This window comes from Teichococcus oryzae (assembly GCF_008386565.1).
GTDB lineage: Bacteria > Pseudomonadota > Alphaproteobacteria > Acetobacterales > Acetobacteraceae > Pseudoroseomonas > Pseudoroseomonas oryzae.
In genome coordinates this window covers 20,044-40,041 of the sequence record NZ_VUKA01000003.1, presented here as the reverse complement: position 1 = coordinate 40,041, position 19,998 = coordinate 20,044, and the positions used below count along the sequence as shown (strand labels likewise).

Here is a 19,998-nt window from a genome sequence, read left to right as displayed (position 1 = left end):
ACGTCCTCAAGCCGGAAATGATCCTGCTCGCTGGGGCTGCGGCAACCGGTGGCCCATCCGCTTCCATCATGGTTGCCGCCCGCGAAGGGGCGGCCACCGGCATTCCGTTGCCGGTGGCTTTCCGGTGCGATGCCCGGTCAAGCGGCCTTCACGCCCCCCCCCAGGCCGGGCTTTAGGCCTCGATATCGACATCTTTGGTTTCCGAGCCCAGCAGCAGGGAAACCAAGGTCAGCACCGACATCACCGAAAGATAGATGCCCACCCAGAACGGGCTGCCCTCGCCCAGGCGCCACAGGGCCACGGCAATAAAGGGCGCCACCGCCGCGCCCAGGATCGACGACACGTTGTAGGAGATGCCGGAGCCGGTATAGCGCACATTGGCCGGGAAAAGCTCCGGCAGCAGCGCGCCCATCGGGCCGAAGGTCAGGCCCATCAGGGTGAAGCCGAGGATCAGCCAGGCCATCACGCCCACAAAGCCGGCCGACAGGAACGGCACCCAGACAAGGCCGAACACGGCGATCCCGACCGTGACCCAGATCAGGGTCCGGCGGCGGCCCCATCTATCGGCCCAGGGGCCGGACACCAGCGTGAAGATGCCGAAGAACACCACACCGACGATCATCATCAGCACGAAGCTGTTGTAGCTGTAGCCGAGGCCCGGCACCGCGCCCTCGGCCGCCGCGCGGCCATAGCTGAGGGAGAAGGTGGTCATCAGGTAGAAGAGCACATAGGTGGCCAGCATGTAGAAGGTGCCGAGCACGAGCTCCTTTCCATGCGTCCGGAACACCTCGGCCAGGGGCAGCCGCGTCACGCGCCCACGCTTCACCGTCTTCTCGAAGGCCGTGCTTTCCACAAGGTTGAGCCGCACCCAGAGCCCGACCACCACCATCACGGCCGAGAACAGGAACGGGATGCGCCAGCCCCATTCCAGAAAGGCCTCCGATGGCCGGGAAGGATCGCTGGAAGGCAGCATCGCGGCGATGATCAGGAACAGGCCATTGGCGACAATGAAGCCGAGCGGGGCGCCAAGCTGCGGAAAGGTGCCGAAAACGGCGCGCTTGCCCGCGGGCGCGTTCTCGGTCGCCACCAGGGCGGCGCCGCTCCATTCGCCGCCCAGCGCGAAGCCCTGCGCGAGGCGCAGCACCACCAGCAGGGCAGGGGCAAGCCACCCCGCCATCGCATAGGTCGGCAGCAGGCCGATCAGAAAGGTCGCGATGCCCATGGTCAGCAGCGCGCCGACAAGGGTGGCCTTGCGGCCGCGCTTGTCGCCGAGATGGCCAAAGAACACCGCGCCCAGCGGCCGGGCCACCATGGCGGCCCCGAAAACGGCGAAGGAGGACAGCAGCGCCGTGGTTTCGTTGCCGGTGGGAAAGAACAGGTGCGGGAACACCAGCACCGCCGCCGTCGCATAAACGTAGAAGTCGTAGAACTCGATCGTGGTGCCGATCAGGCTGGCGAAGATCACGCGCGATCGCGAATTGGCGGGCGCTGCCGAAGCCTGCGGGTCGGTTGTTGTCGGTGGCATGGAATGCGTCCTTCACGGGGCCGGGCCCGAGTGGTGGGCCGGCGCGGAATATTTCTGGTGCCCAGGCCCTGCGCTGCCGCGCGCCCTGGGCTCAGTCCGGCGGCACGCCCAAGGCGCGTGGCCTTCCGAGCCACGCGGGCCAGCAGGCGCTCGCGCGGGCGGGACACTAGCCTGCATGGCCCCGGCCATCACGGCGCCATCATGCAGGCCAGCAATGCGCCACCCATCAACGCGGCGCCTGGGAACGCCCCGCCGGCGGCGCGGAACCATGGCATGAACGCGCGGGGCGCCTCACGGTCCCGGGGCGGTCAGCGCCGCCGGTCCACGGGCGCGTCGAAGTCGATGGCGGGGCCGAGGGGCACGATCCCCGTGGGATTGATCGTGGCGTGGCTCTGGTAATAATGCCCCTTGATGTGGGCGAAATCGACCGTCTCGCGAATGCCGGGCTGTTGGTAGAGCTCGCGCGTGTAGGCCCAAAGGTTCGGGTAATCGACCAGCCGGCGGATGTTGCACTTGAAGTGGCCGACATAAACCGGATCGAAGCGCAGCAGGGTGGTGAACAGGCGCCAATCGGCCTCGGTCTGCCGCTCGCCGCACAGGAAGCGGCGGTCCGACAGCTGCGCCTCCAGCCAGTCCAGCGTTTCGAACAGCGGTCCGATGGCTTCCTCATGGGCGGCCTGGGTGGTGGCGAAGCCCGCCTTGTAGACGCCGTTGTTCACCGTGTCGTAGATGCGGGCGTTCAGGGCGTCGATCTCGCCGCGCAGCTCCTCCGGATAATAATCGTCCTCCGTCGCGCCGGCTTCATTGAAGGCGCTGTTGAGCATGCGGATGATGTCGGCGGATTCGTTGCTGACAATGGTGCCCCGCTGCTTGTCCCACAGCACGGGCACGGTCACGCGGCCGGAATAGCGCGGATCGGCGCGGGTATAGACCTCGTGCAGGGCATGGGCCCCGGTGACCATGTCGGGCACCACGCCGGGGCCGGCCTCGAAAGTCCAGCCCTGCTCGGCCATGAGCCAATGCGTGACCGAGAAGGAGATCGCATCCTCCAGCCCCTTCAGGGCGCGGAAGATCATGGTCCGGTGCGCCCAGGGGCAGGCGCGGGCGATATAGAGATGGTAGCGGCCGGGCTCGGCGGCGAAGCCGCCCTCACCGGTGGGGCCGGGTGCGCCATCGGGCGTGACCCAGCTGCGGAACCGGCTTTCGCCGCGGACGAAGCGCCCGCCGCTTTTCCCGGTGTCGTACCACTGGTCCCGCCAGACGCCGTCCACAAGAAGGCCCATCCCGGAACTCCCGTTCAAGCTGAAGCTGTTTCAAAGCCCCGGCGCGGCGTGCCGGGATGGGAAGGCCGGCCTTCTGCGGCGCTGCGGAGCGGAACACCCGGCGACGCCGCCGGGTTGCGTGCCCGGCTCAGGGCGTGGCGCGCCGGACGCGGCCGGCCCCGGCCCGGCCGAGCAGGGTGGCCGGCTTCAAGGCATAGGCGCCATCGCCGAGCAGGGCCTGCACAACCAGGGTCACGCTCCAGAACAAAGGAAATTCCCAGCCGCCGCCCGGGGCGCTGAACAGCCAGCCGCTGCCGGCATGTTGCAGCGTGGCGCCGATCATGATCGGCAGCAGCGCCAGGGAAATGACCCGGGTCCAAAGGCCGAGAAGCAGCGCGGCACCGCCGCCCACCTCGCCCAGCATGACGAGATAGGCGAGGAAACCGGGATAGCCGAGGCTTTCGAAGAACTGCGCGGTCCCGGCTGGCGTGAACACAAAAACCTTCATCAGCCCATGCGCCAAGAACAGGATGCCGAGGCTGAGGCGAAGCAGGAGGGCCGCATGGGCGGTGTTGCGGTTGTCGGTCATGGGGGCTTTCTCGATGTCTGGGTGCGTGGTGGGGGAAGCGTTCAGGCGGCGGCGCGCGGCGCCATGGCGTCGATCTGCGCCTGCGCCCGTAGCAGCGCCTTGCCGCGGGCCGCATCGCCCAGGGCGAGGCCCTCGGCGCGCACCACGCTGATATCCGTGATGCCGAAGAAGTTCAGCACGGTGCGCAGATAGGCTTCCTGGTGGTCGAGCGCCTGCGACGCCGCATCCGCCGCATAGGCGCCGCCGCGCGAGGAGGCGATCACCACGCGCTTGCCGCCGGCCAGCCCGACCGGGCCGTTTTCCGTGTAGCGGAAGGTCTTTCCCGCCTGGGCGATGCGGTCGATCCAGGCCTTGAGCTGGGTCGGGATGGAGAAATTGTACATCGGCGCGCCGATCACCACGATGTCGGCCGCAAGGAACTCGGCCAGCAGCGCATCGGTGAGGTCGCGTTCCTGGCGCTGCGCCTCCGTCAGCGCCTCAGGCTGGCTGCTGGTCATGGCCTGCAGCACCTGCCCCGAGAGATGGGATGGCGGCGTGGCGGCGAGGTCGCGATAGGAAATCCCGGCCCCCGGCGCATCCTGGCGCAGGGCGCCGACAATCGAGGCCGTCAGCCGGCGGGAAATGGAAGCGTCGCCGAGCAGGCTGGAATCGATGTGCAGGATCTTCATGGTCATTGCCTCTCATCTGGCCGTTGGCCCCGCTGGGGAGCGGCCATCTGGTTGCGGAAGGAAACGGACCGGAGCCCTTCCTTGGTTGACCCGAAAGGTAGAGAGGTGGAATTTCTGGATAAACGCGCTTCTTCTTGACAGATTGTCTCGTCAGATTGACCAATCATGCACTGCCCGATCTGGGCGCTGCCGAGGGAACAGGGGCATGGATCGTCTGGCGGCGATGGAAGCCTTTGTCAGGGTGGCCGAGCGGGGCGGCTTCACCGCCGCCGCCGCCGAGCTGCGGCTTTCCCGGGCCATGGTGAGCAAGCATGTGCAGGACCTGGAGGAGCATCTGGGCGCGCGCCTGCTGAACCGCACGACCCGCAAGGTCAGCCTGACCGAGGCGGGCCGGGTGTATTACGAGCGCACGATCCAGCTTCTGGCCGACCTCGCTGAAACCGAGGGGGCGGTGGGGGAACTCCAGGCCAGGCCGCGCGGCCGGCTGCGGGTCAATGCGCCGGTTTCCTTCGGGGTGCTTCACCTGGCCACCGCGGTGGCCGACTACATGGCGGCCCATCCCGAAGTCACGGTGGAGCTGACGCTGAACGACCGTGTCGTCGACCTGGTGGAGGAGGGCTACGACCTCGCCATCCGCATCGCGCGGCTTCCGGACAGCAGCCTGATCGCCCGCCGCCTCGCGCCCTGCCGGATGGTGGCCTGCGCCGCGCCGGAATACCTGGAACGGCGCGGATGGCCGCGGCACCCGGCCGACCTCACCGGGCATGACTGCCTGGGCTACCGGTATCAGGCCCGCGCGGAATGGGTGTTCGAGGGCCCGCAGGGGCCGGTTCCGGTCCGCATCCGGGGCAGGCTGGATTCCAACAATGGCGATGTCCTGCGGGCCGCGGCGCTGCGCGGCGCCGGCATTGTCCTTCAGCCAAGCTTCATTGTCGGGGCGGACCTCGCGGCCGGGGGGCTGGTTCCGGTCCTGCCCGGCTACCGCCTGCCGGACCTCGCCATCCAGGCGGTTTATCCGCCGGGGCGACACCTGTCGGCCAAGATCCGCAGCTTCATCGATTTCCTGCTGCCCCGCTTCGGGGAGCACCCAGGCTGGGATGACTGGATGCCAGACACCACCGCGGCGGGAGAGGGGCGGCATCCGGGCTGATCCCTGCGCCGCCCAGGCCCAGGCGCGGTGGCGGCTGCAAGGCGGTCCTCCCGCCGAAGCGGCCATCATGGGGATGCTTCCGACGATCTATCAACGATTCATCTTCGTTCTTCATGCTTCCTGTTCGCCGTATCCGGCCTTCGCGCATTCCGCTGCCCGCGTTCGGAGCGGTTTCGTAGCAGCGGCTTCAAGGCCCTGGGTCCACCGCCCCCGAATAATTTGCCATTTGTATAAGTGGAAGTTGACGAATATCTAATACGGTGCGTGAATATGCTTCCGTCTTGGCGATGGTGAGCCGCATGAACCGACCCTGCTTGATACCGCAGCCGCCTGACCATGCCTCCCGGCTGTCCAGCTCGCCTTCCATCATGCCGTGCCGACCTGTCATCGCGGGCTGTCGCTGCGTCTGAATTGCCGACTCAGATCCCGATATCACTCTCTCCCGGCGGAGTATCCGGCATGTCCGTTTCAGTCGATCTCACCGCGCAACCAGCATCCGACCGGCCGGCCGCCCCGCCCGCCGCCACCCGGCATGGCTTCATCCGGCTACCGAAACCCAGCCATCTGCGCCGCTTCCTGGTGCCGGTTCTGCTGGTGCTCTCCTGGCAGGTGGCGGCACAGGCGGGATGGATCTCGACGCGCCTGATGGCGCCGCCGCTCGACATCGCCGCCGCCGCCTGGTCCCTGACCGTGACGGGCGAGTTGCCCTACCACCTGCTCGTTTCCTTGCAGCGCGTGGTGATCGGCCTCGCCATCGCGATCTTCGCCGGCGTTTCGCTGGGCCTGACGGCGGGGCTTTCGAAGCTGGGCGAGGATGCGGTGGATGCCAGCATGCAGATGCTGCGCGCATTGCCCTTCCTGGCGCTGGTGCCGCTGTTCATCCTCTGGTTCGGCATCGGGGAAACAACCAAGATCGCCCTGGTCGCGCTGGGCGCCACCTTCCCGATCTACCTCACCCTGTTCGGCGGCATTCGCGGCGTGGACCCGAAGCTGCTGGAGGCGGGCCGCATCCTCGGCCTCGACCGTGCCGGGCAGATCCGCCACATCATCCTGCCCGCCGCGCTGCCACAGGCACTGGTGGGGCTGCGCTACGGGCTCGGCACGGCCTGGCTCAGCCTTGTGGTCGGGGAACAGATCAACGCCACGGCCGGCATCGGCTTCCTGGTGATGGATGCGCGCGAATTCCTGCGCACCGATGTCATCCTGGTGGGCCTCCTGGTTTATGCGCTGCTCGGCCTCGGCGCCGACCAGCTGGTGCGGATGGTGGAACGCCGCGCCCTGGCCTGGCGCCCGTCCCTGGTGCGGGAGGGCTGAACGATGGGCGACGCCGTTGTCACCCTGCGCGCGCTCACCCGCCGCTTCCATGGCTCCGCGGTACCGCCGGTGCTGGACCGCATCGACCTCACCATCCGCAAGGGCGAGTTCGTCGCACTGCTGGGTCGCAGCGGTTCCGGCAAGACGACGCTGCTGCGCACCCTCGCCGGGCTCGATCCCGTCACGGAAGGCGAGGCCAGCCTTCCGGAACGGCGCGCCGTCGTGTTCCAGGAACCGCGGCTGATGCCGTGGAAACGCGTCTGGCACAATGTCGCGCTGGGCCTGAGGGGGGAGGCGGGAACCATCCGCGAGCGCGCCCTGAGCGCCCTGCGGGAAGTGGAGCTTTCGCACCGGGCAACGGCCTGGCCCCTGACGCTTTCGGGCGGGGAAGCGCAGCGCACCGGCCTGGCCCGCGCCCTGGTGCGGGAGCCGGAGCTTTTGCTGCTGGATGAACCCTTCGCCTCGCTGGACGCGCTGACGCGCCTGCGCATGCAATCCCTCGTGGCCGAGCTGTGGCAGGCCCACCGCCCCGCCGTGCTGCTGGTGACGCATGACGTGGAGGAAGCCCTGCTGCTGGCGGACCGGGTCCTGGTTCTCGCGCAGGGCCATCTGGTCGAGGACCTGTCCGTGAAGCTGCCGCGCCCCCGCCGCCGCTCGGCGGAAGGGTTCGATGCCTTGCGGGTGCGCCTGCTCGGCACGCTCGGCGTCGATGAGGATGGCCATGACGCCACCGCCAGGGCCGCCTGAGGTGAAGCGGCGCCTGCCCCTGATGGAGCGATGTCGGCGCGGGCCCCGCGCCTTGCCGCCGCCCGCCATCGCCATCCGCACGCAGCTGAATGAGAATCCCATGACCCTTGCCCTCCGCCGGCGCGCCCTTTTCGGTGCCGCCACCCTGCTCGCCGCCCCCGCCATCGCCCGCGGCGAGCTCCCGATCCTGCGCATCGGCAACCAGAAGGGCGGCCTGCGCTCGTTGATCGATGTTTCCGGCGAGGGGCGGGACCTGCCCTACCGCATCGAATGGAGCGAGTTCCCCGCCGCCGCCCCGTTGCTGGAAGCGCTCAATGCCGGCGCGATCGACCTCGGCTCGCAGGGCGACCTCGCCTTTCTGAGCGTTTACGCCAATGGCGCGCCCATCCGGGCGATCGGCGCCACCCGGCACAACCCCGCCTCCCAGGCCATCCTGGTGCGGGGCGACAGCCCGATCCGCACGATCGCCGATCTGCGCGGCAGGAAGGTCGTCGGCAACCGTGGCGGCTGGGGGCAGTACCTGGTCCGCGCCGCGCTGAAGCGGGACAACATCGCGCCCGGGGAGGTCACCATCGTTCCCCTCGGCCCGGCCGATGGCTCGCTGGCCTTCCGCTCCGGCGCCGTTGATGCCTGGGCCATCTGGGAACCCTACATCTCCATCGAGGTGGAGGGCTTCGGGGCGCGTGTTCTGGCCGACGGCACCGGGCTGACGCCGACGGTGAACTTCATCTCGGTGAATGAAAAGGTCATCCGCGAGAAGCGGCCCCTGTTGCAGGATTTCCTGCGGCGCAACCAGCGCGGCTGGAACTGGGCCCGCGGCAACATCCCCGCCTTTGCCCGCAGCACTTCGGAACTGACGCGCATCCCCGAGCCGATGCTGCGCCGCGCCTATGAGGTGCAGCAAAGCCGCGCCGTGCCGATCGACGCCGCGCTGGTGGCGGAATTGCAGCAGGCCAGCGACCAGGCGGTGGAGTTCGGCGTCTTCTCCCGCCCGATCCGCGTGGCCGAGGCCTTCGACACCAGCTTCGCCCTGCCCGAAGGCTGAAGGAAAAGCACCATGTCCCATCGCCCGGAAACCCAGGCCCTGCATGCCGGATGGCGCGCCGATGCCAGCAATGGCGCCGTCGCCGTGCCGATCTTCCAGACCACCTCCTACCAGTTCGCCGACAGCGAGCATGCCCGGAGCCTGTTCGGGCTGGAGCAGACCGGCTTCATCTATTCGCGCACCGGCAACCCCACCGTTGACGTGCTGGAACGCCGCCTCGCCGCGCTGGAAGGGGGCGCCGGCGCGCTGGCGCTCGGCTCCGGCCAGGCGGCCTCGGCCTTCTCGGTGCTGGCGCTGGCCCAGGCGGGGGACAACATCGTCTCCTCCACCGATCTTTACGGCGGCACCTGGAACCTGTTCGCCAACACGCTGAAGCGCCAGGGCATCGAGGTCCGCTTCGTGGACCCGGCCGACCCGGAGAACTTCCGGCGCGCCACCGACGGCCGCACCCGCGCTTATTACGGGGAAACGCTGCCCAACCCGAAGCTCGCGGTGTTTCCCATCGCCGAGGTCGCCGCCATCGGCCGCGGGGCCGGCATTCCGCTGATCCTGGACAACACCGCCGCGCCGCTGCTGGCCCGCCCCTTCGACCATGGCGCGGCGGTGGTGGTGTATTCGGCCACCAAATATCTGGGTGGCCACGGCACCTCCATCGCCGGCGCCATCATCGATGGCGGGAATTTTGACTGGGCGGCGCATCCGGAGCGCCAGCCCTCGCTCAACGCGCCGGACCCGAGCTACCACGGCACCGTCTGGACGGAGGCCGCGCCAAGGCTGGGCGTCGCTCCCTATATCGCGGCGGTGCGCAGCTCCGTGCAGCGCGACATCGGCGCGCCGCTTTCGCCCTTCAACGCCTTCCAGATCCTGCAAGGCATCGAGACGCTGCCGCTGCGCATCCGCCAGCATTCGGCCAATGCCACGGCGGTTGCCGCATGGCTGGCGAAGCGGCCCGGCGTGTCGCGGGTGATCCATCCCTCCCAGCAGCAGGGCGAGGCGCGGGCGCGGGCGGAACGCTATCTGCGCGGCGGCCATGGCGGGCTGGTGGGCTTCGAGCTGGAAGGCGGGGCGGCAGCCGGGGCCCGCTTCATCGACGCGCTCAGGCTGTTCTACCACGTCGCCAATATCGGCGATGCGCGCAGCCTCGCCATCCATCCCGCCAGCACCACGCACAGCCAGCTTTCGCCCGAGGACCAGCGCGCGACCGGTGTCACGCCTGGCTATGTGCGCCTGTCGGTCGGGCTGGAGCATATCGACGACATCCTTGAGGACCTGGACCAAGCCCTGGCCGCCACGGCCCTTCCGATCGCCGCAGAATAGGAACCGCAGACACCATGCCAGCCGATGCCGATTTCGCCCTTCCCCTGCTCGACCTTCGCCGCCTGGAGGGCGACCAGGTCTCGCGTGCCGCCTTTCTGGCCGATCTCCGGGCCGCGGCCCGCGATGTGGGCTTCTTCTACCTGACCGGCCATGGCGTCGATCCCGCCCTGGAAGCCGATCTGGTGGCCGAGGCGAACCGCTTCTTCGCCCTGCCGGAAGCGGACAAGCTGGCCGTGCAGATGATCCATTCGCCGCATTTCCGCGGCTACAACCGCGCCGGGCAGGAACTCACCCGCGGCAAGCAGGACTGGCGCGAGCAATTCGACATCCATGCCGAGCGCGAGCCCTGGCCGCAGACGGACGGCGCCCCGGCCTGGACGCGCCTGCAGGGCCCGAATCAGTGGCCGGCGGCGCAGCCCCGGCTGCGGGAGGTGCTGCTGGCCTGGCAGGCCGCGCTGACCGGGGTGGCGATCCGCCTGGTCCGCGCCTTCGCCGAGGCGCTGGAACAATCCCCCGACGCCCTGGCCCCGATCTATGAGGGCGCGCCGAACCAGACCATGAAGATCATCCGCTACCCGGCGCGCGACGACGCGGAAAGCGACCAGGGCGTCGGCGCCCACAAGGACAGCGGCCTGCTGACCCTGCTGCTGCAGGACGAGATCGGCGGGCTGCAGGTCCAGGGCAAGGATGGCTGGATCGACGCCGTGCCCGTCCCCGGCACCTTCATCGTGAACATCGGCGAGCTGCTGGAGCTGGCCTCCAACGGTTACCTGCGGGCCACGGTGCATCGCGTTGTCAGCCCCCGGGGCCGGGACCGCCTGTCCGTCGCCTTCTTCCTGGGCGCGCGGCTGGACTCCACCGTGCCCGTCCTGGCGCTGCCGCCGCATCTGGCGGCCGAGGCGACCGGCCCCACGGCGGACCCGGACAACCCGTTGTTCCGCAATGTGGGCGAGAACTACCTCAAGGGCCGCCTGCGCTCCCACCCGGACGTGGCGCAGCGGCACCATGCCGATCTGCTGGCGGTGGCCGGCTAGGGCGCGCCGCATCCGGCCGCCCTCCATAGGGGGAGGCGGCCGGATGCTTCTCCGATGCCATGGCCCTGCGAGGTGGGGCCATGGCGCTTCGCGCGGGCATCCCGGTGGGCGGTTGCCCGGTCAGTCGGCGCGGATGTTGTGCTCGCGGATGATGGCGCCCCACCGCGCGCGGTCGGTGGCGATGTGGCCCTGGAAATCGTCCCGCGAGCCGCCGATCCTTTGCAGGCCGTTCTCGGTGAAGCGGCGCTGGACCTCGGGCGTTTCCAGGGCGCGGTTCAGCTCCGTGTTCCAGCGGTCCACCACCGCCTGCGGCGTGCCGCGCGGCAGCGCGACGCCGAACCAGCTCGGGATCACGAATTTCGGCAGCCCGTCCTGCGAGATCACCGGCAGGTCCGGGATCAGCGGCGAGGCGGAGGGCGCGCCATAGGCAACCGCGCGCAGCCCGCCATCGCGGATCTGGCCCAGGAATTCCGGCATGTTGCCGAACATCACGTCGACCCGCCCGCTGGAAATGTCGAGAATGGCCGGCGCGCCGCCGCGATAGGGCACCTGGGTGATCTGCGCGCCTGTCAGGGCCGAGAACAGGATGCAGGAAAGCTGCTGGCTGGAGCCCGCGCCCACCGTGGCGCAGCTGACCGCGCGGTTCCCTGCCTTGGCGAGCCGCGCCAGATCCTGCCAGCTGCGGATCTCGGATCGCGGCCCGGTCACCAGGATGTTGTAGACCGAGGCGATGTTGGCGACCGGGATCAAGTCCTTCTCGACGTCATAGGGCACGGACTGCATCTGCGGCGTGATGGTCATGATACCCATCGAAACAAGCAGCAGCGTGTGGCCATCAGGCGCGCTGCGCACAAGCTCCTGCGTGGCGATGACGCCGCCGCCGCCGGTCTTGTTCTCCACCACCACGTTCTGGCCGACCTGCTTCGACAGCTGCTCCGCCAGGATGCGCCCGATCAGGTCGGAGGTGCCGCCCGGCGCGAAGGCGTTGAGGAACCGCACCTCGTGGTTCAGGAACGGGGCCGGCGCGGCGGCCCCGGCGGCCCGCGGCAGGCCGCCGGCCAGGACGGCCGCGGCGGCGGAATGGCGGAGCAGGCTCCGCCTCGTATGCTGTGTCATGAACGCCTCCTGTTGAGGCGGCGCCGCCCTCTGCCGGGGCGGTCACCGCGGGAATGGGTCAGACGTAGCCGGGGCCCTCCATGGCCGGATGGGCGCGCAGCCATGCCTCATCGACCTCGACGCCGATGCCCGGCGCCTCCAGCGGGCGGACGCAGCCATCCGCGCCGATCCGCCAGGGCTCGCTGACCAGCGCGTCGCGGAACAGGTTGCCGCGCGAGATGTCGGCCTCGAAATAGCCCGCATTGTCGATGGCGCAGAGGAAGTGGATGCTGGCCGCCTGGTTCAGCCCCGTCATCGAGCTGTGCGGATGCACCGCGATCTTGTGCGCCGAGGCGATGGCGGCGATCCGCAGCGCCTCGGTGATGCCGCCGCATTTGGACAGGTCGGGCTGCCAGATGCCGATGGCGTTGTCCTGCAGCAGCGGCATGAACTCGAAGCGGGTGAAATGGTTCTCGCCGGCCGCGAGCGGGGTGCGGCCATAGCCGCGCGCCACGGCGTAGTCGTGCCGGTCATGGGCGGGGAAGGGCTCCTCCAGCCAGCCCATCTGCAACGCGTCCATGGCCGGCATCACCCGCCGCGCATCGGCGAGGCTGTAGGCGGTGTTGGCATCGGCCAGGATGTCGATCTGCGACCCGAAGGCCTTGCGCACCGCTTCCATCCGCATGATGTCGTTCGGCACGGTGTCGCCGATGCGCAGCTTCAGCGCGCGGTAGCCGGCTTCCAGATGCGGCGCGGCTTCCGCGATCAGCTCCTCCGCCGGCTGGTAGCCGAGCGCGACGCCGCCCGCATAGGCGGGCACCGGCCTCGCCGCGCCGCCCATCAGCTTGTAGAGCGGCAATCCCGCCGCCTTGCCGCGGATGTCCCACAGCGCCATGTCGAGCCCCGACATGGCCAGCGCGCAGCCCGCGCCCATGCCGTGGCTGGCGAGCTGGCCGCGATAGATCTTCTGCCAGACGCCCACCGTGTCGGTGGCCTCCATGCCCAGCACCAGGCGCCTGAGCGTGGTTTGCAGCAGCGCCGCGACGGCGGTGTGGGCGCGGCCATGATGGCTTTCGCCCCAGCCGACGATGCCGTCATCCGTGGTCACCTTGACCACCACCGCGTCCCGCTTCACCGCGCGGCCGACGCCCAGCGCCACGCGGGCGCTTTCCGGGACCGGAAAGGAGGTCGGGAAGGCTTCGATGTCCGCGATCTTCATGCGGCGCTCCTTTGTCCGTATTCGCGCAGAAAGCTGTCCCGCACGGTGATGCCGAGGCCGGGCCGGTCGGGGATGGCGACATGGCCGTCCTCCACAGGAAAATCCTCCTCGATCAGGTCGTGCAGCATCGGGTTGTGGCCCAGCGAGTATTCCAGGATGAAGCCGGCGCTTTGCGTCGCCGCGAGGTGCAGCCCGGCGGCGAAGGCCGGCGCGCCGGACCACAGATGCGGCGCGAGGCGCAGGTTGAAGGCCGAGGCGATGGCGGAGATGCGCAGCCCCTCGGTGATGCCGCCGGCGATGGCGAGGTCGGGCTGCAGCACGTCGGCCGCGCGCAGCTCGGCCAGCTCCCGGAAGTCGTGCCGGGTGAACTCGCTTTCGCCCGCGCTGATCGGCACGGTGGAACAGCGCCGCACCTCGGCCATGCCGGCCTTGTCGTCGGCGCTGCACGGCTCCTCGAACCAGAACAGGTCGAGGTCTTCCACCATGCGGCAGAAGGCGCGGGCCTCGGCCACCGTCCAGGTGCCGTGCGCATCGGCCATCAGGCGGATGTCCGGCCCCAGCGCCTCCCGCGCCGCGCGCACCCGGGCGGCGGAACGGGCGGGCGAGCCATCCATCACGCCGACGCGCATCTTCACCGCGCGGAAGCCGGCCTTGTCGCAATAGCCCTTGAGCTGCGCGCCGATCTTGGTGACATCCGCCCAGCCGCCCGAGGCATAGGCCGGCATGCGCTCCGCCCGCCGCCCGCCCAGCAGCCGCCAGACCGGCGCGTCCAGCGACTTGCCGAGGATGTCCCACAGCGCGATGTCGACGCCGGCGATGGCCGAGATCGAAAGCCCGCGCCGCCCGAGCTGCGGCAGGCCATGGCCATCGGCGATGGCGTAGCCCTCGCGCGGGGTGTTGTACATCACGTCCCACAGGCGGGAAATGTCGCGCGGGTCCTGCCCGAGCAGCAGGGGCGCGTAATCCGCGTTGACGATGGCGGCGAGGCCGGCGCAGGCGGCGGCGCTGCCCACCCCCGCCTTGGCCTCGCCCCAGCCGGTGAGGCCGCATTCGGTGTCGATGCGGACAATGACGGAATCGAAGGTCGAGACCAGGCCGAAATCGCTGGTGAAGCGGCGTTCCTCGGGGATCGGCACGCGGCACCAGGTGGCCTGCACGCGGGAAATCTTCATGCCGTGGCAATCTCCGGATGGCCGAGGCTCTGGCGCCTTGCGCGCGAGGCCTCCCAGGCTTCGGGGTTGACGAGGTTGCGCGGCTGTTCGCCGCGCAGGATGCGCACCACCTCCTCCGCCGCGCCGGTGCTCATGCGCAGCACCGCTTCCCGGCTGAGGCCCGCCGCATGCGGCGTCAGCAGCACATTGGACAGGGCACGCAGCGGATGGTCCGGCGCAAGCGGCTGCGCGGCATAAACATCAAGCGCGGCGCCGCCGATGCGGCCCCCGCGCAGCGCCTCCAGCAGCGCGTCCTCCTGCACCACCGCGCCGCGCGCCAGGTTCAGCAGCCAGGCGCCGGGTTTCATCCGCCCCAATAGCGCGCTGGAAACCAGGCCGCGCGTCGCCTCCGTCAGCGGGCAGGCGAGCACGATGAAGTCGCTTTCGGCAAAAAGCGTTTCCAGCGATGCATAATCTACGCCCGGCGGCAGGGCGTCGCGGTCGCGGCGGTGGCCCAGCACGCGCATGCGGAAGCCGGTGCCGGCGATCTCCGCCAGCCGCCGCCCCACGGCGCCGACGCCGACAAGGCCCAGCGTGCGGCCGCGCAGCTCGAAGGCCGCCGCCGTGCGCGCCCGCGCGCGGTCCCAGCCATCGGCGAGCAGGGCGTTGTGCATCGCCTCCGCCCGGCGGGCGATGGCGAGCATCTGCGCGATGGCGAACTCGGCCACGGAATCCGCGTTGGCGCCGGGCACATTGGCCACCAGAACGCCATGCGCGGTGCAGTCGGGAATGGGGATCATGTCCACCCCCACCCCCTGGCGCACCGCCGCCAGCAGGCGCGGCGCGCGGGCGCAAAGGTCGTCGGGCAATTGGCGGCGCACCACCACGGCCTCGGCGCGGGCCAGCAGGGCATCGAGCCCGCCCGGCGCGGCGAGCTCGACCTCGTGCCCGGCTCCGCGCAGCACGGCCTCGCCGGCGGGGTCGATCGGATCGGTCAGGGCGACAAGCATCGCTCAGGCCACCTTGTATTGCGCCAGCACGGCGCGATCGACCTCGATGCCGAGCCCAGGCCCTTCCGGCACGCGGACGGTGCCGCGGTTCTGCACGATCGGCTCCTTGGCCAGATGGTCGCGCAGCGGGTTCGGCGTTTGCTCGAATTCCAGCATGGGCGGCATGGGGCGGAAGGCGGGCGGCGTATCGGGAAGCGCCGCCAGGAACTGCACCGTGGCGGCGAGGCCGATGGCGGAGCCCCAGGCATGCGGCACGCATTCCACGCCATGCGCCGAGGCCATGGCGGCGATCTTGCGGCATTCGCTGATGCCGCCAGCCGCGCAAACATCCGGCTGCACGATGTCCATCGCCTTGCGGGCGATAACGTCGCGGAAGCCCCATCGGGTGAAATCGTTTTCGCCGCCCGCCACGGCCATGTCGAGCGCCCGCGTCACCTCCACATAGCCGTCATGATCCTCGGGGGAGATCGGCTCCTCGAACCAGAGCAGGTCCAGCTCCTCCATGGCGCGGCCGAGGCGGATGGCCTGTGGCACGGTGAAGCAGTGATTGGCATCCACGGCGAGCTTCACATCCGGCCCGATCGCCTCCCGCACCGCCGCCACGCGCCGCAGATCGAGCTTCGGGTCGCCGAGGCCGATCTTCATCTTGATGGCGCGGAAGCCCTGCTCAACGTATTCCCGCGCCTCCTCGACCGCTTCCTCCACCAGCCGGTCCATGTCGATGAAGTAGAGGCCAGTGGCATAGGCCTGGATCTCGGTGCGGTGCGCGCCGCCGATCAGCTTGTGCGCCGGCTTGCCCACCGCGCGGCCGATGATGTCCCACAGCGCGATGTCGATGCCCGACAGCGCGGCGATGGTCATGCCGGTCAGGCCGTAATCCTTGATGCGGTTGTAGAGATCCTCCCACACCACCTCCACATCGAAGGGGTCGCGGCCGATCACACGCTGGCGGTACTGCGTCTCGATGATGGTCTTGTTCACCGCGGCGGGGCCGTAGCACTCGCCCCAGCCGGTGATGCCCGCATCGGTCGAGATCTCGACAATGCAGGAAGCGCGGGTGGTGTAGAGCCAGCCCCGCGCCGAGGTGAAGGGCTGCTCCACCTTGGATTGCAGCACATGGCAGGTGACGTCGGTGATCTTCATTCTTTTGCGTTTCCTCCCCGTGGCGCCGCGCGGCGCCGTCAATCGTCCCGCGTGCGCCGCTCCAGCAATTCCAGCCAATAGCTTTCGACGCCGCGCAAATGCCCGCCCATGGCCGCTTCGGCGCGGTCCGGATCGCCGGCCGCCACGGCGTCGCGCATTGCCACATGCTGGAGATGCGACAGGGGCGCCCGGTTGCCATCGGCGAAATAGGCGCGCCTGCGGCCGCGGGACATCAGGTAGAAGGCATGCACCACGCGCAGGAAGACGTGGTTGCCCGTGGCTTCCACCATGGCCAGGTGGAAGGCGGCGTCGTTGTCGGCCAGGTTCTCGCCCGCCGCCACGGCGGCGGCGCCTTGCGCCAGGATGGTGTCCAGCCGCTGCACGTCATCCTCGCTGCGGCGTTCGGCGGCGAGGCGCATGGCCTGCATCTCCAGGATGCGGCGCAGCTCCACCACCTCGCGCACCTCGGCGCCGGTCAGCGGGATGCCGAGCTCGGCCTGGAGCACGATTGCCTCGATCGAGCCCTGCTTCTCCACGGCGCGCAGATAGATGCCGGAATTCGGGCGCCGCTCCACGATGCGCAGCGTTTCCAGCACCACCAGCGCTTCCCGCACCGCGCCGCGGCCGACGCCGAAACGCTCGGCCAGGTCGCGTTCCGCCGGCAGGCGGTCGCCGGGCTGCAGCCGGTGATAGGCGATGAAGGTCAGCAGGCGGCCGAGCAGCCCGCTCCGTTCATCGGAAGCCGGGGCAGGAGCCGTAGGCAGGGTGCTTTTTTGACTTGAGTCAGTATTGGACATACCAAATTGGTAAGACCAAAGCGCGAAAGCCGCAAGGCCTTCCGCCAGAAGAAGGAAGCTCCGGTGATTGTCGAGGAACGCATCTACACGCTTCAGCCCGGCCAGGCCGCCGCCTATCTGGCGGCGTATGAGGCCGAGGGCCTTGCCATCCAGAAGCCGATCCTGGGGCGGTTGGTGGGGTATTATTCCACGGAGTTCGGGCCGCTGAACCAGGTCATCCATCTCTGGGCCTATGCGGATCTGGCGGAGCGGACGGAGCGCCGCGGCCGGCTGCTCGCTGATCCGGCGTGGAAGGCCTATGCCGCCAAGGTGCGGCCCATGGTGGTGACGCAGGAAAACAAGCTGCTGATGCCGGCGCCCTTCATGCGGCCGCTCTGGCAGGATTGAGGCGCGGCCTGAAGGGGGCGGTGCGGGCCATCGCCGGCGCCGGTCAGCGTGGCGGCCTGTTCCGTGCCGGGCGGCGGCGCATGCCGGCGGCATCCTGCTCGGCCAGCCTGGCGCGGACAAGGGTGGAGAAGGCGCGCGACGCCGCGCTCTGGTAGCGGCTGGAACACCACAGCAGGGCGGCGCTCCGGATCGGCGGCGGGTCGGTGAGGGGGCAGCATTCTAGCCCTTCTCCGACCACCGAGCGCGCGGACAGGATGGTGCCCACCGCGCCGCTGCGCACCAAAGCGAGGATGGAGCCGATGGCATCCACCTCGGCCACCACCCGCGGTGCCCAGCGCCCCTGCAGCGCGGCGTCGATCATGCGTCGGGTGGCGAAGCGGGCGGGCAGGAGGGCGAGGGGGATGGTCTCGGCCGGCGCGCCCGCCCAGGCGCTGTTCCGCGCCGTGACGAGCACGAGCGGCTCGTCGAAAAGCTTGGCGCAGCCCAGGCCGGGCCGCCCCGCCGGGGCGAAGGCGAGGCCGAGATCCAGCGCGCCGTCCAGCAGCCCCGCCTCGATGTCGCTGGCGATCATCTCCCGCGCCTCGACGCGGATCGCCGGATGGGTGGACAGGAACTCCGCCAGCAGCCGGGGCAGCAGGTTGGCGTGGAAGGAATGAATCACGCCGAGCCGCAGCGTGCCGCTTTCCGCCCGCTCCTGCTCGGCGATGGCGGCACGCGCCGCCTCGGCCTCGTTGTTGATGCGGCTGGCGAAGCCGCGCAGCAACTCGCCCGTTTCCGTCAGGCGCATCCCCCGCCCGACCCGGTCGAACAAGGTGGTGCCGAGGCTGCGCTCCAGCGCCGCCAGGTGATGCGACAGCGTGGCGGAAGACAGGTCCAGGTCCGCAGCGGCCCGGCCCAGATGCTGGGTTCGAGCAAGGGTCAGGAACAGCCGGAGATGGTTCAGGTTCATTCGAGAATTTCAAACGATCCATTCGACGGAGCATTATTGATCGAAGGCACGGAATTCACCAGCTTTCCTGCGGTTCGCTGCCCAGCCCGGCAGCAAGCCCAACAGGAGGACCCGCCCATGCCGCGCCTGCGCCTGCCGATCGAACGCATCGAGGCGATTCCGGCCCGGGTGCCGACCATCCGCCCGCACCACCTGTCCTTCGCCACGGTGGATGCCATGGATGTGGTGATCGTCCGCGTCACCGCCGGCGGCGTCGTGGGCTATGGGGAAGCCAGCACCATCGGCGGTCCCCGCTGGGGGGAGGAAAGCCCGGAAGGCATCGCCGCCATTGTCGGCACCTATCTCGCGGAAGCGATGCTGGGGCAGGACGCGGCGCAGCTGAACCTGGCCGAGGCCCGGATCGCCCGCGCCGTGCGCGGCAATTTCTTCGCCAAGGCCGCCCTTTCCATGGCGCTGCACGACGCGGTGGCGCGGGCCGGGGGCATCCGCCTGGCCGACCTGCTGGGTGGGCCGCAGGCCATCCATCTGCCGCTCGCCTGGACGCTGGCCAGCGGCGACACGGCGCGCGACATCGAGGAAGGCGAGCGGATGCTGGCGCTGCGCCGGCACCGCGACTTCAAGCTGAAGATCGGCGCCCATGCGCCGGAGGACGACGTGGCGCATGTCGCCGCCATCGCGCGCGCCTTCGAGGGCCGGGCTTCCGTCCGCGTGGACGTGAACCAGGCCTGGGACGAGCCCACCGCCGCCCGCTTCCTGCCCGCCCTGGCCGGAGCCGGCGTGGCGATGGCGGAACAGCCCGTCGCGGCCTGGAACGTGGCCGCCATGGCGCGGCTGCAACGCGCCAATCCGCGTCTCGCCATCATGGGCGATGAAGGTATCGCGACGCCGCAGGACGCGCTGCGCCACGTAACGGAGGCGGCCTGCCACGCGGTGGCGCTGAAGCCCGCCAAGCATGGCGGCGTGGCCGGCACGCGCGCCGTGGCCGCCATCGCGCGCAGCGCCGGGCTGGGCCTTTACGGCGGCACGATGCTGGAGGGGACGATCGGCACCCTGGCGGCGCTGCACCTCTACACCACGCTGGGCGACCACGCCTGGGGCACGGAGCTGTTCGGCCCGCTGCTGCTGCGCGACACGCTCGCCACCAGCGGGATCGAGTTCCGCGACTTCGCCATCCACCTGCCGGAAGGCCCCGGCATCGGCACGGAGCTGGACGAGGACAAGCTCGGCTTCTTCCGCACGGACCGGAGCCGCACGTCGCTGCCCGCCTGACCAGGCCAGTCACAAAGAAACCGAGGAAACAAGAACCATCATGCTGTTCCACGTCACCATGGAAGTGAACCTGCCGCCCGACATGCCGAAGGCCGAGGCCGACGACATCAAGGCGCGCGAGAAAACCTATGCGCAGGCGCTGATGCGCCAGGGCAAGTGGCCGCATATCTGGCGCGTGGCCGGGCGCTACGCCAACGTCTCGATCTTCGACGTGGCGGACAATGACGAGCTGCACGCGCTGCTTTCCGGCCTGCCGCTGTTTCCCTGGATGGACATCCAGGTGACCGCCCTCGCGCGGCATCCGTCGGCGCTGTGAGGGGGGATCGG

20 protein-coding genes are annotated in these 19,998 nt (G+C 69.7%); 9 read left to right on the top strand and 11 right to left on the bottom strand.

All coding sequences use genetic code 11. The features are described 5' to 3' along the window. Positions 1 to 172 precede the first annotated feature (172 nt). The 4 genes from F0Q34_RS08920 to F0Q34_RS08905 all read right to left on the bottom strand — a co-directional run bounded on the left by F0Q34_RS08920 (position 173) and on the right by F0Q34_RS08905 (position 4,050). Positions 173 to 1,525 (bottom strand): MFS transporter, encoded by a 1,353-nt coding sequence (locus F0Q34_RS08920; RefSeq protein ID WP_149811865.1) that lies wholly within the window; start codon positions 1,523 to 1,525, stop codon positions 173 to 175. Positions 1,526 to 1,833: 308 nt separating this feature from the next. Continuing rightward, entirely contained in the window at positions 1,834 to 2,808 is a 975-nt protein-coding gene (locus F0Q34_RS08915) for a glutathione S-transferase family protein (protein ID WP_149811864.1), read from the bottom strand. Between the two features lie 127 nt (positions 2,809 to 2,935). Next, positions 2,936 to 3,376: a DoxX family protein gene (locus tag F0Q34_RS08910; RefSeq protein WP_149811863.1), complete on the bottom strand. Its 441-nt coding sequence runs from the start codon at positions 3,374 to 3,376 to the stop codon at positions 2,936 to 2,938. Between the two features lie 41 nt (positions 3,377 to 3,417). Continuing rightward, positions 3,418 to 4,050, bottom strand: a complete 633-nt coding sequence (locus tag F0Q34_RS08905; RefSeq protein ID WP_306419384.1) for an FMN-dependent NADH-azoreductase — start codon at positions 4,048 to 4,050, stop codon at positions 3,418 to 3,420. Positions 4,051 to 4,249: 199 nt separating this feature from the next. Between F0Q34_RS08905 and F0Q34_RS08900 the strand changes: the two genes are divergently transcribed. The 6 genes from F0Q34_RS08900 (at position 4,250) to F0Q34_RS08875 (ending at position 10,651) form a co-directional block, all read left to right on the top strand. After that, positions 4,250 to 5,194: a LysR family transcriptional regulator gene (locus tag F0Q34_RS08900; protein ID WP_149811862.1), complete on the top strand. Its 945-nt coding sequence runs from the start codon at positions 4,250 to 4,252 to the stop codon at positions 5,192 to 5,194. Positions 5,195 to 5,653: 459 nt separating this feature from the next. Then, positions 5,654 to 6,508, top strand: coding sequence for an ABC transporter permease (locus tag F0Q34_RS08895; protein ID WP_149811861.1), 855 nt, complete (start codon positions 5,654 to 5,656; stop codon positions 6,506 to 6,508). A 3-nt stretch (positions 6,509 to 6,511) separates the two neighbouring features. Further along, on the top strand, positions 6,512 to 7,255 hold the full coding sequence (locus tag F0Q34_RS08890) for an ABC transporter ATP-binding protein (protein ID WP_149811860.1): 744 nt from the start codon (positions 6,512 to 6,514) through the stop codon (positions 7,253 to 7,255). Positions 7,256 to 7,355: 100 nt separating this feature from the next. Then, positions 7,356 to 8,300, top strand: a complete 945-nt coding sequence (locus tag F0Q34_RS08885) for an ABC transporter substrate-binding protein (protein WP_149811859.1) — start codon at positions 7,356 to 7,358, stop codon at positions 8,298 to 8,300. Positions 8,301 to 8,312: 12 nt separating this feature from the next. Further along, positions 8,313 to 9,617: an O-acetylhomoserine aminocarboxypropyltransferase/cysteine synthase family protein gene (locus tag F0Q34_RS08880; protein WP_149811858.1), complete on the top strand. Its 1,305-nt coding sequence runs from the start codon at positions 8,313 to 8,315 to the stop codon at positions 9,615 to 9,617. A gap of 14 nt (positions 9,618 to 9,631) precedes the next feature. Beyond that, positions 9,632 to 10,651 (top strand): isopenicillin N synthase family dioxygenase, encoded by a 1,020-nt coding sequence (locus tag F0Q34_RS08875; RefSeq protein ID WP_149811857.1) that lies wholly within the window; start codon positions 9,632 to 9,634, stop codon positions 10,649 to 10,651. 120 nt (positions 10,652 to 10,771) lie between these two features. Here F0Q34_RS08875 and F0Q34_RS08870 read toward each other — a convergent pair whose 3' ends face one another. Genes F0Q34_RS08870 through F0Q34_RS08845 form a run of 6 tightly spaced genes read right to left on the bottom strand, consistent with a single transcriptional unit; the run spans position 10,772 to position 17,066 of the window. Beyond that, a complete protein-coding gene (locus F0Q34_RS08870; RefSeq protein ID WP_149811856.1) occupies positions 10,772 to 11,767 on the bottom strand; it encodes a Bug family tripartite tricarboxylate transporter substrate binding protein in 996 nt (331 codons plus the stop codon). Between the two features lie 58 nt (positions 11,768 to 11,825). Further along, entirely contained in the window at positions 11,826 to 12,965 is a 1,140-nt protein-coding gene (locus F0Q34_RS08865; RefSeq protein ID WP_149811855.1) for a mandelate racemase/muconate lactonizing enzyme family protein, read from the bottom strand. Beyond that, positions 12,962 to 14,137 (bottom strand): mandelate racemase/muconate lactonizing enzyme family protein, encoded by a 1,176-nt coding sequence (locus F0Q34_RS08860; protein ID WP_149811854.1) that lies wholly within the window; start codon positions 14,135 to 14,137, stop codon positions 12,962 to 12,964. The genes F0Q34_RS08865 and F0Q34_RS08860 overlap by 4 nt, the downstream gene beginning before the upstream one ends. After that, a complete protein-coding gene (locus tag F0Q34_RS08855) occupies positions 14,134 to 15,126 on the bottom strand; it encodes a hydroxyacid dehydrogenase (RefSeq protein ID WP_149811853.1) in 993 nt (330 codons plus the stop codon). The genes F0Q34_RS08860 and F0Q34_RS08855 overlap by 4 nt, the downstream gene beginning before the upstream one ends. A gap of 3 nt (positions 15,127 to 15,129) precedes the next feature. Continuing rightward, complete coding sequence (locus F0Q34_RS08850; protein WP_149811852.1) at positions 15,130 to 16,269, bottom strand: mandelate racemase/muconate lactonizing enzyme family protein; 1,140 nt, start codon at positions 16,267 to 16,269, stop codon at positions 15,130 to 15,132. Positions 16,270 to 16,307: 38 nt separating this feature from the next. Continuing rightward, a complete protein-coding gene (locus F0Q34_RS08845; RefSeq protein WP_149811851.1) occupies positions 16,308 to 17,066 on the bottom strand; it encodes a FadR/GntR family transcriptional regulator in 759 nt (252 codons plus the stop codon). Between the two features lie 63 nt (positions 17,067 to 17,129). Here F0Q34_RS08845 and F0Q34_RS08840 point away from each other — a divergent pair, with 63 nt between their 5' ends. Then, positions 17,130 to 17,453 carry an NIPSNAP family protein gene (locus F0Q34_RS08840; protein ID WP_149811850.1) on the top strand — a complete coding sequence of 108 codons (324 nt, stop codon included), beginning with the start codon at positions 17,130 to 17,132 and terminating at the stop codon, positions 17,451 to 17,453. A gap of 43 nt (positions 17,454 to 17,496) precedes the next feature. Here F0Q34_RS08840 and F0Q34_RS08835 read toward each other — a convergent pair whose 3' ends face one another. Further along, positions 17,497 to 18,402 (bottom strand): LysR substrate-binding domain-containing protein, encoded by a 906-nt coding sequence (locus F0Q34_RS08835; protein ID WP_149811849.1) that lies wholly within the window; start codon positions 18,400 to 18,402, stop codon positions 17,497 to 17,499. A gap of 117 nt (positions 18,403 to 18,519) precedes the next feature. Between F0Q34_RS08835 and F0Q34_RS08830 the strand changes: the two genes are divergently transcribed. Beyond that, positions 18,520 to 19,671, top strand: coding sequence for a muconate/chloromuconate family cycloisomerase (locus F0Q34_RS08830; protein ID WP_149811848.1), 1,152 nt, complete (start codon positions 18,520 to 18,522; stop codon positions 19,669 to 19,671). Between the two features lie 40 nt (positions 19,672 to 19,711). Next, positions 19,712 to 19,987, top strand: coding sequence for a muconolactone Delta-isomerase (catC, locus tag F0Q34_RS08825; RefSeq protein ID WP_149811847.1), 276 nt, complete (start codon positions 19,712 to 19,714; stop codon positions 19,985 to 19,987). Positions 19,988 to 19,998 lie beyond the last annotated feature (11 nt).

What these genes read in the sequence shown, in the direction of transcription:
- catC (WP_149811847.1), top strand. Translation starts at nt 19,712, where the DNA reads ATGCTGTTCCACGTCACCATGGAAGTGAACCTGCCGCCCGACATGCCG.
- F0Q34_RS08835 (WP_149811849.1), bottom strand. Translation starts at nt 18,402, where the DNA reads ATGAACCTGAACCATCTCCGGCTGTTCCTGACCCTTGCTCGAACCCAG.
- F0Q34_RS08895 (WP_149811861.1), top strand. Translation starts at nt 5,654, where the DNA reads ATGTCCGTTTCAGTCGATCTCACCGCGCAACCAGCATCCGACCGGCCG.
- F0Q34_RS08830 (WP_149811848.1), top strand. Translation starts at nt 18,520, where the DNA reads ATGCCGCGCCTGCGCCTGCCGATCGAACGCATCGAGGCGATTCCGGCC.
- F0Q34_RS08865 (WP_149811855.1), bottom strand. Translation starts at nt 12,965, where the DNA reads ATGAAGATCGCGGACATCGAAGCCTTCCCGACCTCCTTTCCGGTCCCG.
- F0Q34_RS08910 (WP_149811863.1), bottom strand. Translation starts at nt 3,376, where the DNA reads ATGACCGACAACCGCAACACCGCCCATGCGGCCCTCCTGCTTCGCCTC.
- F0Q34_RS08890 (WP_149811860.1), top strand. Translation starts at nt 6,512, where the DNA reads ATGGGCGACGCCGTTGTCACCCTGCGCGCGCTCACCCGCCGCTTCCAT.
- F0Q34_RS08870 (WP_149811856.1), bottom strand. Translation starts at nt 11,767, where the DNA reads ATGACACAGCATACGAGGCGGAGCCTGCTCCGCCATTCCGCCGCCGCG.
- F0Q34_RS08900 (WP_149811862.1), top strand. Translation starts at nt 4,250, where the DNA reads ATGGATCGTCTGGCGGCGATGGAAGCCTTTGTCAGGGTGGCCGAGCGG.
- F0Q34_RS08855 (WP_149811853.1), bottom strand. Translation starts at nt 15,126, where the DNA reads ATGCTTGTCGCCCTGACCGATCCGATCGACCCCGCCGGCGAGGCCGTG.
- F0Q34_RS08875 (WP_149811857.1), top strand. Translation starts at nt 9,632, where the DNA reads ATGCCAGCCGATGCCGATTTCGCCCTTCCCCTGCTCGACCTTCGCCGC.
- F0Q34_RS08850 (WP_149811852.1), bottom strand. Translation starts at nt 16,269, where the DNA reads ATGAAGATCACCGACGTCACCTGCCATGTGCTGCAATCCAAGGTGGAG.
- F0Q34_RS08915 (WP_149811864.1), bottom strand. Translation starts at nt 2,808, where the DNA reads ATGGGCCTTCTTGTGGACGGCGTCTGGCGGGACCAGTGGTACGACACC.
- F0Q34_RS08860 (WP_149811854.1), bottom strand. Translation starts at nt 14,137, where the DNA reads ATGAAGATTTCCCGCGTGCAGGCCACCTGGTGCCGCGTGCCGATCCCC.
- F0Q34_RS08905 (WP_306419384.1), bottom strand. Translation starts at nt 4,050, where the DNA reads ATGACCATGAAGATCCTGCACATCGATTCCAGCCTGCTCGGCGACGCT.
- F0Q34_RS08885 (WP_149811859.1), top strand. Translation starts at nt 7,356, where the DNA reads ATGACCCTTGCCCTCCGCCGGCGCGCCCTTTTCGGTGCCGCCACCCTG.
- F0Q34_RS08880 (WP_149811858.1), top strand. Translation starts at nt 8,313, where the DNA reads ATGTCCCATCGCCCGGAAACCCAGGCCCTGCATGCCGGATGGCGCGCC.
- F0Q34_RS08845 (WP_149811851.1), bottom strand. Translation starts at nt 17,066, where the DNA reads ATGTCCAATACTGACTCAAGTCAAAAAAGCACCCTGCCTACGGCTCCT.
- F0Q34_RS08920 (WP_149811865.1), bottom strand. Translation starts at nt 1,525, where the DNA reads ATGCCACCGACAACAACCGACCCGCAGGCTTCGGCAGCGCCCGCCAAT.